At 62.1% G+C, this 13,055-nt stretch carries 12 protein-coding genes; 3 read left to right on the top strand and 9 right to left on the bottom strand.

Going from position 1 to position 13,055, the window contains the following annotated elements:
- Position 1 precedes the first annotated feature (1 nt).
- The 9 genes from RCH09_RS15030 to apbC form a co-directional block, all read right to left on the bottom strand.
- Positions 2-223: a hypothetical protein gene (locus tag RCH09_RS15030; protein ID WP_326941931.1), complete on the bottom strand. Its 222-nt coding sequence runs from the start codon at positions 221-223 to the stop codon at positions 2-4.
- A complete protein-coding gene (gene fdh3B / locus RCH09_RS15025) occupies positions 220-846 on the bottom strand; it encodes a formate dehydrogenase FDH3 subunit beta (protein WP_326941930.1) in 627 nt (208 codons plus the stop codon). The genes RCH09_RS15030 and fdh3B overlap by 4 nt, the downstream gene beginning before the upstream one ends.
- 22 nt (positions 847-868) lie before the next feature.
- Positions 869-3,829, bottom strand: a complete 2,961-nt coding sequence (locus RCH09_RS15020; RefSeq protein WP_326941929.1) for a formate dehydrogenase subunit alpha — start codon at positions 3,827-3,829, stop codon at positions 869-871.
- A gap of 16 nt (positions 3,830-3,845) precedes the next feature.
- Positions 3,846-4,037 carry a hypothetical protein gene (locus tag RCH09_RS15015; protein ID WP_326941928.1) on the bottom strand — a complete coding sequence of 64 codons (192 nt, stop codon included), beginning with the start codon at positions 4,035-4,037 and terminating at the stop codon, positions 3,846-3,848.
- 152 nt (positions 4,038-4,189) lie between these two features.
- Positions 4,190-4,804 carry a TorD/DmsD family molecular chaperone gene (locus tag RCH09_RS15010; protein ID WP_326941927.1) on the bottom strand — a complete coding sequence of 205 codons (615 nt, stop codon included), beginning with the start codon at positions 4,802-4,804 and terminating at the stop codon, positions 4,190-4,192.
- Positions 4,804-6,867 (bottom strand): 4Fe-4S dicluster domain-containing protein, encoded by a 2,064-nt coding sequence (locus RCH09_RS15005; protein WP_326941926.1) that lies wholly within the window; start codon positions 6,865-6,867, stop codon positions 4,804-4,806. Before RCH09_RS15005 ends, RCH09_RS15010 begins: the two co-directional genes overlap by 1 nt.
- A gap of 13 nt (positions 6,868-6,880) precedes the next feature.
- Entirely contained in the window at positions 6,881-7,402 is a 522-nt protein-coding gene (locus tag RCH09_RS15000) for a DUF3306 domain-containing protein (protein WP_326941925.1), read from the bottom strand.
- On the bottom strand, positions 7,392-7,901 hold the full coding sequence (locus RCH09_RS14995) for a DUF3305 domain-containing protein (RefSeq protein WP_326941924.1): 510 nt from the start codon (positions 7,899-7,901) through the stop codon (positions 7,392-7,394). Before RCH09_RS14995 ends, RCH09_RS15000 begins: the two co-directional genes overlap by 11 nt.
- Position 7,902: 1 nt before the next feature.
- Positions 7,903-8,991: an iron-sulfur cluster carrier protein ApbC gene (gene apbC / locus RCH09_RS14990; RefSeq protein ID WP_326941923.1), complete on the bottom strand. Its 1,089-nt coding sequence runs from the start codon at positions 8,989-8,991 to the stop codon at positions 7,903-7,905.
- Positions 8,992-9,410: 419 nt separating this feature from the next.
- On the opposite strand from apbC, the gene RCH09_RS14985 reads away from it, so the two are divergent.
- The 3 genes from RCH09_RS14985 (at position 9,411) to RCH09_RS14975 (ending at position 13,050) form a co-directional block, all read left to right on the top strand.
- A complete protein-coding gene (locus RCH09_RS14985) occupies positions 9,411-10,730 on the top strand; it encodes a hypothetical protein (RefSeq protein ID WP_326941922.1) in 1,320 nt (439 codons plus the stop codon).
- Positions 10,731-10,808: 78 nt separating this feature from the next.
- Positions 10,809-11,117 carry a hypothetical protein gene (locus RCH09_RS14980; protein WP_326941921.1) on the top strand — a complete coding sequence of 103 codons (309 nt, stop codon included), beginning with the start codon at positions 10,809-10,811 and terminating at the stop codon, positions 11,115-11,117.
- Positions 11,101-13,050 carry a S8 family peptidase gene (locus tag RCH09_RS14975; RefSeq protein ID WP_326941920.1) on the top strand — a complete coding sequence of 650 codons (1,950 nt, stop codon included), beginning with the start codon at positions 11,101-11,103 and terminating at the stop codon, positions 13,048-13,050. The genes RCH09_RS14980 and RCH09_RS14975 overlap by 17 nt, the downstream gene beginning before the upstream one ends.
- Positions 13,051-13,055: the final 5 nt, after the last annotated feature.

Below are 13,055 nucleotides of genomic sequence, written 5' to 3'. Positions count from 1 at the left end.
ATCAGTTGGTCTTGACGTATTCGTTCTGGGTTTGCGCGCGCTGCCGCAGCTGGGTTTCCCAACGTGCCTTGTCGCCCTTGTCCCAGCCCTTGGCCGCATACGGGTCCTGCACACCCTGCCATGGCTTGCCGTCCGGCTTGCTGCTGGACGCACTCATGTTCTGCGGTTTTTCACTGCATCCGGCCAGCGCACACAGCAACATCACGACGCATGCCGCCTTCATGATTTTTCTGCCGGTGCTTTGGCTTCCGGATGCGGCGCACGGCCGTAGGCGGTACCCCAACCCCAGACTTCGCTGCCCTTGCCGCGCCGCATCACGCGGTTGCGGAAGATATCGGCGACCACATCGCCGTCACCGCCGAGCAGGGCCTTGGTCGAACACATTTCGGCGCAGGCCGGCAGCTTGCCTTCGGACAGTCGATTGCGGCCGTACTTCTCGAACTCTTCTTTCGAGCCATCTTCTTCCGGGCCGCCGGCGCAGAAGGTGCATTTGTCCATCTTGCCGCGCAAACCGAAGGTGCCATTCGAGGGAAACTGCGGCGCGCCAAACGGGCAGGCATACGAGCAGTAACCGCAACCGATGCAGATGTCCTTGTCGTGCAGCACCACGCCTTCGTCGGTGCGATAGAAGCAGTCGACCGGGCACACTGCCATGCAGGGCGCATCTGAGCAGTGCATGCACGCCACCGAGATCGATTTTTCCTGCCCGACGACGCCGTCGTTGACGGTGACCACGCGGCGGCGATTCACGCCCCACGGGACTTCATGTTCGTTCTTGCAGGCGGTCACGCAGCCGTTGCATTCGATGCAGCGCTCGGAATCGCAGATGAATTTCATTCTTGCCATGGTGTTCTCCTGTGCGCCCGATTTACGCGATGCGTTCGATCTGGCAGATCGTTGTTTTGGTTTCCTGCATCATCGTCACCGAATCGTAGCCATACGTGGTCGCGGTATTGACGGCCTCGCCACGCACGATCGGCGCGGCACCTTCCGGATAGAACTCCAGCATGTCCTTGCCCTGCCACCAGCCCGAAAAGTGGAACGGGATGAACGCCGTATCGATGCCCACGCGTGGCGTGACCATTGCCTTGACCTTGATGCGCGCGCCGGTTGGCGTCGAGACGATCACGTACTCGCCATCGCGAATGCCACGTGCACTGGCAGCGGTCGGATTGATCTCGACGAAGTTTTCCTGCTGCAGCTCGGCCAGCCAGGGATTGGAGCGGGTCTCTTCGCCGCCGCCTTCGTATTCGACCAGCCGGCCGGACGTCAGGATGATCGGGAATTTCTCGGCCAGCTTCATTTCGACGTTCTTCTGCTGCACCGACTTGTATAGCGTCGGCATGCGCCAGAAGGCCTTCTTGTCGTCGTGGGTCGGGTACTTGGCGACCAGATCCGGACGGGTGCCGAACAGCGGCTCGCGATGCAGCGGCACCGGATCCGGGAAATTCCACACCACTGCGCGCGCCTTGGCATTGCCGAACGGATGGCAGCCATGCACTTTCATGACCACGCGCTGGATGCCGCCGGACAGATCGGTTTTCCAGTTCTTGCCTTCGGCGGCTTTCTTCTCCGGCTCGGTCAGGTCATCCCACCAGCCCAGCTTTTTCAGCAGCAGGTGGTCGAATTCCGGATAGCCCGTGGTGATGTCGGCGCCGAGCGAATGCGAGCCATCTTCGGCCAACAGGCTGACACCTTCGCGCTCGACACCGAAGTTGGCGCGGAAGTTACCGCCGCCATCCATCACGTGCTTGCTGGTGTCATACAAATTGGGCGATCCGGGATGCTTCATCTCGGGCGTGCCGTAGCACGGCCACGGCAGGCCAAAGTAATCGCCGCTGATGTCGTAGCCGGTCAGCGCATCCTTGCCGGATTTGCAGCGCAGCGTCTTCACATCGAACAGGTGCATGTTGCGCATGTGCGCCTTGATGCGCAGCGGCGACTGGCCGGTGTAACCGATCGACCAGGACCCGCGGTTGATTTCTTCGAGCATCGATTCCGGTTCGGGCTCCATCATGCCGCCCTTGCCCTTGACCATCTTGATCCTGGCGACCAGCTCCTTGGCGAAGCCAAGTTTTTCGGCGAACTGATACATGATCATGTGATCGGTACGCGATTCGAACAGCGGTTCGATGACTTTTTCGCGCCACTGGATCGAGCGGTTCGAGGCTGTCACCGAGCCTGACGTCTCGAACTGCGTGGCAGCCGGCAGCAGGTACACGGCACGGTTCGCATTGAGCTGCTGGCCTTCCACCTTCATGTTGGCCATGGCCGCCGAGGCCGACGGATACGGGTCGATCACCACCAGCAGGTCGAGCTTGTCGAACGCGGTTTTCATTTCCAGTCCGCGCGTTTGCGAGTTCGGCGCATGACCCCAGAACACCATTGCCTTGACGTTGTTTTCCTGATCGATCAGTTCGTTCTTTTCGAGCACGGCGTCGATCCAGCGCGACACGGTCGTGCCCGACTTCTCCATCATTGCCTGCGACGCGAACTGTTTCTTGATCCATTCGTAATCGACACCCCAGACCGCCGCCCAGTGCTTCCAGGCGCCGGTGGCCAGACCGTAATAGGCCGGCAGGGAATCCGGATTCGGGCCGACATCGGTGGCGCCCTGCACATTGTCGTGCCCGCGGAAAATATTGGTGCCGCCACCAGCGATGCCGATATTTCCCAGCGCCAGTTGCAGGATGCACGATGCGCGCACGATCGCGTTGCCGATGGTGTGCTGGGTCTGCCCCATGCACCACACCAGCGTCGACGGCTTGTTTTTTGCCATCGTCTCGGCCGCCTTGTAGACCTCGGCTTCCGGCACGCCGCAGGCTTCCTCGACCTTCTCCGGCGTCCACGTCATCACTTCGGCGCGCACTTTTTCCATGCCATAGACACGGTCGTTGATGTACCTGGTGTCTTCCCAGCCGTTCTTGAAGATGTGATACAGCATGCCCCACAAGAAGGCGATGTCCGAGCCCGAGCGCAGGCGCACGTACTGATCCGACTTGGCGGCGGTGCGGGTATAGCGTGGATCGACGACGATGATCTTCGCGCCGGTTTCCTTTGCATGCAGCATGTGCAGCATCGAGACCGGATGGGCTTCTGCCGCATTCGAGCCGATGTACATGATCGCCTTCGAATTCTGCATGTCGTTGAAGCTGTTCGTCATCGCCCCGTAACCCCAGGTGTTGGCAACGCCGGCGACGGTGGTCGAGTGGCAGATGCGGGCCTGATGGTCGGTGTTGTTGGTGCCGAAGAACGAAACGAATTTGCGCAGCAGCGCGGCCTGTTCATTGTTGTGCTTGGAGGAGCCGACAAAGAATACCGAGTCGGGACCGCTGGTTTTCCTGATGTCGAGCAGCTTGGCCGAAATCTCGCTCAGCGCCGTGTCCCAGCTGATGCGCTGGTACTTGCCGTTGACCAGCTTCATCGGATATTTGAGACGGTATTCGCCGTGTCCGTGTTCGCGCAGTGCAGCGCCTTTGGCGCAATGCGCGCCAAGGTTGATGGGCGAATCGAACACCGCTTCCTGACGCACCCAGACGCCGTTTTCAACCACGGCGTCGACCGCGCATCCGACCGAGCAATGCGTACAGACGGTGCGCTTGACCTCGATCTTCGCGCCACCTTTGGCAGTCGATCCATCGGCGGCCCTGGCGCGCTGGATCAACCCCAGTTGCGCAGCGGCGATACCGGCACCAACCCCAATCCCGGAACGCTTGAGGAACAACCGGCGATCCATCGTTGGCAAGGCGCGCGACAGGTTGTCGGCCAGATTTGCGGAGAAACGGGTAGACGAACGGGGGCCATCCTGGCCCTTGCGAGTAAGCAGCATCGTGAGGCCTCGGCGATCAGAGAGTGGTGGTGCGGTAGTATTTCTTGACGTGGTCAGTCAGGCGATAGCCGGTGCCCGTGGGCTCATCCGGAGTGGGGATCGCGGCAGTGATTTCCTGCGGCGCCAACTTGACTGCAACTCCAGCCGCAGCGACCAATCCGAGCCCGGCGAAAAAACTGCGCCGCATGTTTTTGTGTTGCTCTGCCATGCTTGTCTCCCCAAGAGATTGGTCAATGAAGGGCGAACGATATCGCCGTCACTACACCAATCCTTCTCCCCGCAGTATCCCCGCAAAGCTGCTCTGTCGCAACCTTTAACGGCCATTTTTCACATGAAAATTTCTCAACCAACGCACTGCTCTCACTGCATATCGAACGCCTGCATTTCGACTGCAAAGAAAGCCCGCGCCAGTCGCGCCACCGGCGCATAAAACCGGCATGCAGGATGCGTCTCGAGTGCGGTGCAGCATGCCTCGACCCAGGCTTGCAGATGCGCGCTGAAAAATGTCTTTTGCGTTGCCAGACTGGCATGCACCGGATCGTCGGAGGTAATCAGATAGCGCATCACCTCGCACAGCGAGGCCAGGTGATCTTCGCTTTCGACCACGCTGTCGTTGCGCTCCAGGCCGAGCAGCGACAGCTCGGTGCGCAGCGCAGCAAGTGGCTTCTCCATCAGGAAGCCGGACAGGTACCAGGAGCCGTACAGCATCACCTCGGGTTTGCCGACGCCCAGAAACAGGGTTTCATATTCATCGCGCACCAGCTCCGCCTCGGCGCTCTGGCACGCCTGCACCAGATCGGCCCAGGCGGTTTCAAGTACGCCTGCGCCCTCCGCGCGTGCGCTGCCGATCGTATCGAGCAAGGCCTGCGACGGCGGCGCCATCAGCAGCGTCGCCAGCAAACCATACAAATCGGCGCGGGCTGTTTCTTCGCCCTGATCAGCGCGCGCAAACACCATCGGTTGGGTGGTTGTCATCAGTGGCCCCGCTTCAGATCGGTAATCGAGGTTTCTTTGGCGTTGGCCATCATGTCGACCACCCGGCAATCAGAGCACATCTTGATGCGATCCAGATTGCCGGCGAAGGCCCCATGCAGCGACAACTTGCCGAGCATGGTTTCGATCATCTGCGCGGTGCCGAACGGCTTGCTGCAACGGATGCAATGAAACGGCGCGGCTTCGTTGAGCACGCGCGATTGCTTCGCGACGTCGGTCAGCAGCAGGCGCGGCGTGAGCGTGATCGCGTGTTCGGGACAGGTGGTTTCGCACAGCCCGCATTGCACGCAATTCTTTTCAACGAAACGCAGTTGCGGCAAATCGGCGTTGTCCATCAATGCCGATTCCGGGCAGGCGCCGACACACGACATGCACAGCGTGCAGGCCGATTTGTTGATATTGACGGTGCCGTACAGCGCGCCAGCCGGAAGCTCGATCTGCTCCGGCCTGGTCGGTGCGAATTTGAGCAGATGCCCGATCACGAGATCGAGCGTGCCGCGCTTGTCGGCCGCCACCGCGAACAGCGCTGGCTGGGTCGGCGCCTGGCCAGTTGCCAGCTGCTGCAATGCGCTGTCGAGCGACGCTGGCGCGGCTGCATGCAACAGCGACAGATGCGTGCCGCTGTAGCCCAGGCCTGTCAGGATGGTTTGCGCCACGATAATCTGCTCTGCCAGTGCGGCGACATACGCCGGCGCCTCTTCGCCGCTGAGCAGGATCGCTACATGCGACGCGCCGTACGCAATCGCGGCCAGCCACAGGTCGATCCCGGTCGACGCGGTGTGATGCAACGCCAGCGGCAGCACGTGCGCCGGCACGCCATGCAGCTTGCCGGCGGCTTTCGCATGGCGACCGAGTTGTCCGATCAGTGCCGCGCCCTGCTCTTCACTGTGCAGCAGCAACGCCCCGCCCGCTCCGCCTGCCCTGGCGTAAGTTGACAGCATGGTCTTGATGCGCTGGCCGGTATCCGGCGCGCGCGGATACGCGTAAGCAAGCGCGCCGGACGGGCACACCGTGGTGCAGGCGCCGCAGCCGACACACAGGTTCGGCGCCACCGCGACCAGGTTGCCGGCGTGGCTGATTGCAGCAGCCGAGCACACGTCGATGCAGGCGGTACAGCCGATCTGGCCGTTGCGGCTGTGCGCGCACAGCTTGTCCTTGTAGATGAAGAATTTCGGCTTGTCGAATTCGCCGACCAGTGCCGTCAGCTGCAGCGCCGCGTCGGTCTGGCGCACCGCATCATGGCCGGCTGCGAAGTAGCCTTGCGGTGGTTGATGCAATGCCACCAGCGGCGTATCGCACAGATCGAACACCAGATCGAAGTCGCCGCTGCGCGCCATCGCGCTGCGGTTGAAATCGATCGCGCCGATTGCGCCGCACGCCTTGACGCAATCACGGTGCGCGGTGCATTTGTTCAGGTCGATCTGGTAGGTCAGATCGATGGCCTGCTCAGGGCACGCATCGACGCAGGCGTTGCAGCGCGTGCACAGGTCGAGATCGATCGGATTGGCTTGCTGCCACTGCACCTTGAAGGCGCCCAGCCAGCCGTCGATCCGGATCTGGTTGCCGGAGTAGGTCGGAAAGTCGCGCTCGCCCAGCATGCCGCCGCCACTGTCGGTAAGCAGCACGCTGACATCGAGCTGCGCGCCGAGGCGGGTTGCCCACGGCAGTACCCGCTGCGCCGGACCGATGATCAGCAGATGACCGCCGGACTGGTAGTTGACGACCGGCACCGGCTCCGGCTGCGGCAATGCCGCCGCCGCCAGCAAGGCCGCCATCTTGGGCAGGGCCTGCGCCGCATCGCGGCTCCAGCCGCCGCTCTCGCGCAGGTTCACGAAGCGGATCGGTGCGACCGCGCTCTTTTGCTGCGCCAGCTCGGAAAACAAGGCACGTTCCTGGGTACAGGCGACCACTACGTCATCCACGCCATCGACGGCGCCCAGAAATGCGCCGACCTGATGGCGACACAGTTCGGTGGCGATTGGCAGCGCGCTGCCGTCGCCAAGCACGCGGCCGAGGCGAATGCCGGCATCAGCATCCAGCGGCATGGTGCGATTGCAGTTACAGACTTTGAATTGGGTCGTCAAGATGGGGTTGCCGATCTTCGATGTCGATTGCGGGTGAGTCGGGTGCCGTCAGCGGCACAGGTTCTTCAGTCTGGGTTTCCGGCGGCGCCGTCTCGACCGGTTGGTCGGGCGCGGTGTCGACCGGCGGCATCTGCAGCAATTCCATCAACGGCGCCTCCAGATGCGCCAGCGGATTGAGCAGCAGCTTGCCGTGGTTCAGTGCGGCCACCATCTCGGCAGTCATCGGCACGAAACTGTTGAAATCTTCGATATAGGTGTCGAGTCCATCCATGACGTTGAACAGCGGATCGGAAAACAGCTTCTTCAGCGCCAACCGTTTCACCGATTCGTCCACGCCGTGCGCCAGGAAGGGCTTGAAGTCGGATGCCAGCGTCAGCGCGGCAGCATCGTCGAGCGTCGGTGGCGGCAATGCCTCGGCCGGCTCGACCTCGGCGGCGATGGGCTCTGCCGTCGGGGGTTTTCTGGCCCAGCGCGCAAAGAACTCGTCAGCTGCCACGTCCGCTCCCTTCGTCACGCGCCATCTGTGCGACCGCCGCGCCGCCCTCGAACGACGGCTTGCGCCGCTTGCGCTTTTGCTCCGGCACGTAATAGGTTTTCACGAATGCGGTGAGGCGCTCGATGATCTCGGGCGACGCCGCAATCGTGTCGACTTTTTCTCCTCCATCCATCAAGCGCGCGCCTTCATGATAGGACAGCGTGACGGTCTTCGGCACCGCAATCTCGACGCCGTCGATGTCCTCCGGGCGCCACATGATGAACCAGCACGGCGTCGGCGAACTGATGTTCAGGTAGTACCCTTCCGCCTCATCGGAAAACAGCCGGACCTCGAAGCCACCGAACAGCCAGCGCACCTCATCGTTGTCGGCGCGCAGGCAGCGTTGCCCCGCGGGCACCTCGTGCAGGATTTCCAGCGGCTGCCATTGATGCGACTGCCAGCGGTTGTTCAAGCGCACGCGTTGCATCACGACACCGACGTGAAGCGCATCGGTTTCCATGTCAGTCGTTCTTGATGACGATGCTCGGGAACTTGCCTGACATGTCCTTGGCCTTGTCGGCAATCTTGACTGCAATCTTGCGTGCGATGCTGCGGTAGATCGCCGCCACCGGGCCATCCGGATCGGCCACCACGGTTGGCATGCCGGCATCGGTCTGCTCGCGAATCGACATCGTCAGGGGCAGCGCGCCAAGGAAATCGACGCCATATTCGGCACACATTTTTTCACCGCCGCCATGGCCGAAAATCGCTTCGGCATGACCGCAATTGGAACAGATATGCGTGCTCATGTTTTCGACGATGCCGAGGATCGGAATGTCGACTTTCTCGAACATCTTCAGGCCCTTGCGCGCATCGAGCAGCGCGATATCCTGCGGCGTGGTGACGATCACGGCGCCGGTCACCGGCACCTTTTGCGACAGCGTCAGCTGGATGTCACCGGTACCTGGCGGCATGTCGACGATCAGGTAATCGAGGTCACGCCAGTTGGTCTGGTCCAGCAATTGCTGCAATGCCTGCGTGACGATCGGACCGCGCCAGACCATCGGTTCGTCCGGGTCGATCATGAAGCCGATCGAGGACACCTGCAGGCCGTGGTTTTCCATCGGCTCCATGGTCTTGCCGTCGATGGTTTCGGGACGTCCCGAAATACCCATCATCATCGGCTGCGACGGGCCGTAAATGTCGGCATCCAGAATGCCGACCTGGGCGCCTTCGGCCGCCAGCGCCAGCGCCAGATTGACCGCCGTGGTGGACTTGCCGACGCCGCCCTTGCCGGAGGCCACCGCGATGATGTTTTTCACTTTGGCCATCAGCTTGACGCCGCGCTGTGCGGTGTGGGCAATGATTTTGGAATACACATTGGCGCTGACATTGCCGATGCCCGGCAATTGCCGCACCGCCGCGATGGCGGCCCTGCGGATGCCGTCGATCTGGCTTTTGGCGGGGTAACCCAGCTCCACATCGAACGCCACGTCAGCGCCGTCGAGCTGGATGTTGCGCACGCATTTTCCGACCACGAGGTCCTTGCCGGTGTTGCTGTCGATGACCGTGGCGAGGACTGCTTTTACTGCTTCTGCGGTAATGCTCATTGCGCGATTCTCCGGGATTTTTGTGCCGCCCGAGTGTAAACCAAATCACGAAAACATGACGGCTTGCATTCGGTGTTGAACGCAGTCATTGCAACGCCAAAACCCGCGCGTTGCATGATTGGCATCACGATTGAGCTGAAACAAACTCCGTGAGAGCAGGGTTGAAAATGGCTGGTGTGCCAACTACTCTGCTTCGGCAGGTTCAAGGTGACCCAGGTTACGAGGTATGTGACGGGTTTGGCCGGGTGACCTGTGGCCTGCTTCAAGGCGCATTCAAGGACCCAGCATGCGCTCCATTCGGCAAGAGCACCATCCATTTGAAAACCCGATTCATCGGATTCACGCCCCCCTCCTTCAAAGGCTGTTCGGCGCGTCCGGTGGCCGGGTATCGCCCACAACTATTCAACAAGGACACTGTCATGAACGAATATCAATCAGCTAATCCCTACGATCTGGCGGCGGCCAGCTATGGTCCGCAACTTGCCCCGCAAGGTTTCTTTGGCGGCCTGCTCGGCGCGCCACTCGGCGGTCTGATCGGACGCGGCATCGGCGGAATATTTGGCAATTCGCGTCTCGGCTCACAAATCGGACAGGTCGCCGGCGGCATTGGCGGCTCGATCCTTCCCTTCAACGCCGATCCGGTCGCGCAAGCGTATGCACAACAGGCGATGCAGGCGCAACTGGCGCAACAGCAGGCGCAACTTGCCCCGCAAGGCTTCTTCGGAAATCTGTTGGGCCAGGTGGGTCGGCCACTGGGTGGCGCGATCGGCGGCGCCTTGGGCAACGCTGGCCTGGGCAGCACCATCGGCAGCTGGGCCGGCCAACTGGGCCGCATCCTGCCATTCAACGCTGACCCGGTCGCGGAAGCCTATGCACAACAGGCAGTGCAGGCACAACTGGCGCAACAGCAGCAACAGCAGCAACAGCAGCAACAGCAGCAACAGCAGTTGGCCCAGCAACAGGCGCAGCTGGCGCCACAAGGCTTCTTCGGCAATCTGATCGGCCAGCTCGGCAGGCCGCTGGGTGGCGCAATTGGTGGCGCCTTCGGCAACGCCGGCCTGGGCAGCACGCTGGGCGGGATCGCCGGACAGATCGGCCGCATCCTGCCGTTCAATGCCGATCCGGTCGCTGAAGCCTATGCACAGCAAGCCGTTCAGGCACAGTTAGCGCAGCAACAACAGCAACAACAGTTGGCACAGCAACAGGCGCAACTGGCGCCACAAGGCTTCTTCGGCAATTTGCTCGGCCAGGTCGGGCGCCCGCTGGGTGGCGCCATTGGCGGCGCATTCGGCAACGCCGGGCTGGGCAGCACCATTGGCGGCTGGGCTGGCCAGCTTGGCCGCATCCTGCCCTTCGATGCCGACCCCGTCGCCGAAGCCTATGCACAGCAGGCAGTCCAGGCACAACTGGCACAGCAGGCTCAGCAAGCACAGCAGTCGCAACTTGCACCGCAAGGTTTCTTCGGCAACCTGCTCGGTCAGGTCGGTCGGCCACTGGGCGGCATGATCGGCGGCGCGTTCGGCAATGCCGGCCTGGGCAGCAGCATCGGCGGCATCGCTGGGCAATTTGGCCGGATGCTGCCATTCAATGCCGATCCTGTCGCCGCAGCCTATGCCCAACAGCAACAACAGCAGGCGGCCCAGCAGCAGGCGCTGCAGCAGCAAAATAGCGCCTTCCCGATGTATCAGGCGGGCCAGCAACCATCGGCGGCCGGCTACGGCGGCCAGTTCCTGCATTGACCCACGTGGTCTGACGAGATCGCCAGGCTTCCCGACGCCGTTTTCGGGAAGCCTGGCATTTTTCCAGGAGAACGACCTATGCCAACCACTCCACCCACAGCGGAATCCGGCCGCTATCTGATCAGCTCGAATGATTCTGCCAGTCTTGCCGAATTCATCCGTGCCGCCAGTGCCGACCCCGAGATCGGCGTGGCCGAAACAATTGGCCCGCGCAATCAACCGCACACCGTGGTCGTTACATTGACCCCTGAGAAGGCGGTCGCACTGGAGCAGCAATTCCGTCAATCGAGCCCTTTAAAAATTGAACCTGACCGTCCGCTCTCGCTCTTCGGCGACGCGAGTGGCGTACCGGTCGCAGAGGAAAACCAACATGGCCAAGAACCCTGAATCACCCAATCCGTCTTTATCCGAATCGCCCGGACCGTCGTCGTCTTCCGCCCGCAGCAATGGCGCGCCAGCCAGCGCGGCAGACCCGCGCAGCGCACGCAGTGCGGCCGCCCCGGGCGGCGGACAAGCCCTGTCACCCGGCGCGTCGAGCAAACATACCCTGTCAGCGCGAAAAGGGCAGTTCCTGATATCGCCCCGACGCGTACCGGGCATGCAGGCGATGGGCCTGCAACCGCTGGCATTGAACGTCATCGAGGACACCCTGCGCTCCAGTCCGGATATCGAAGTCATCGACACGGTCGGACCGAAAAACATCATCGGCGTACTGGCCGACGGCATGAGCGAATCGCCCGGCGTGCTGGTGGCGCGCATGACCGACCAGAAAGCCACCGTGCTGCATCAGCAGGCCCAGGGCCGCCTGATCGTGGAGCGCGATCATCCGCTGACGCTCGGCGACAGCATGCCGCTGCAACCGATGATGGTGTCGTGGTCGGCCCCGACCAGCGGCCAATCGCTGGACATCAGCGTCACCGTACTGGGACGCGACGATGCGCCGGTGGCGGATGCGGCCGTCTATCTGTTCGGCAGCATGATCCCCGCGACCGGCACCACCGACGCGCGCGGCCAGGTCAACCTGTCCCTGTTTGGCGAAACACCCCAGACCATCCGTGGGTTGTACGTCAAGCCCAAGACCGACTACTGGAGCTTTTATCAAACCGACCCGGACATCCGCACCGACGAACCCAACGTGGTGGGATTGCGTCCGCTGGCAGACTGGCCGGCCCTGGCGAATTTCCCGCAGAACCAGGTGTATGGCTGGGGGCAGAAAGCCATGCGACTGGATCAGTTGCCCAACCAGTATCGCGGCCAGGGCGTGCGCATCGCCATCATCGATTCCGGCGCCGCCACCAGCCATGAAGATCTGAAAAAAATCCGCTTTGGCTTCGATGTCATCAACAAGAAAACCAACCCGGACGGCTGGAGCGACGATACCGTGTCGCACGGATCGCATTGTGCCGGCATCATTTGCGGTTCCGACAATGCGTTCGGCGTGCGCGGTTTCGCCCCCGACGCCGAGGTGCACGCCTGCAAACTGTTCCCGGGCGGGCAATTCAGCCAGTTAATCGACGCGCTGGAATACTGCATCGAGAAGCAAATCGATGTGGTCAACCTCAGCCTCGGTGGCGCGGCGCCGTCGGAAGCGCTGGAGCAGCAAATCCTGCGCGCCAAACGCGCCGGCATCGCCTGTATCGTCGCTGCCGGCAATTCCAGCGGCGAAGTGCAGTACCCGGCCTCGTCCCCGAATGTGCTGGCGGTCGCCGCGATCGGGCGACTGGGCGAGTTTCCGCAGGATAGCTACCACGCCCAGACCTTGACCCAGATGGTCGACGCCAACGGCTTTTTCTCGCCGAAGTTCACCTGCTTCGGTCCGCAGATTGCCGTGTGCGCCCCAGGCGTGGCGATTACCTCGTCGGTGCCCGGCAATAACTTCGCCGCATGGGATGGCACCTCGATGGCGACACCGCACGTGACTGGTCTGGCTGCCTTGACGCTGGCGCACCATCCGGACTTCCAGAATGCCTTCAAGGCGCGCGGACCGGAGCGGGTGGACCGGCTGTTCCAGATTATCAAGGCCAGTTCGCACCCAATCAATCTGGGTGATCCCAGCCGCACCGGATTCGGCTTGCCCGACGTACTGATCGCAGTGGGATTGCAAGCGCCAATGGGCATGCCATCCGGTCTGATCCAGCGGGCTTTCTCCGGGGCGGCCCAACCGCAAATGATGTCGGCGCAACCGGGACAGTCGATGATGGGAATGCAAACGATGTCGGCCGGATTTGCCGGGCCGTATGGCGGATTTTTGCCACCCTATCTCGGCAATCTGCAACAGGGCCTGCCGTACGGCTATGGCTTTGGGCGGCCGGGCTGGTAGCCCTA

Source organism: Actimicrobium sp. GrIS 1.19, from assembly GCF_035984655.1.
Classification (GTDB): domain Bacteria; phylum Pseudomonadota; class Gammaproteobacteria; order Burkholderiales; family Burkholderiaceae_D; genus Actimicrobium.
The sequence above is the reverse complement of the archived record's forward strand: the minus strand, read 5'-3'. Positions and strand labels throughout refer to the sequence as shown.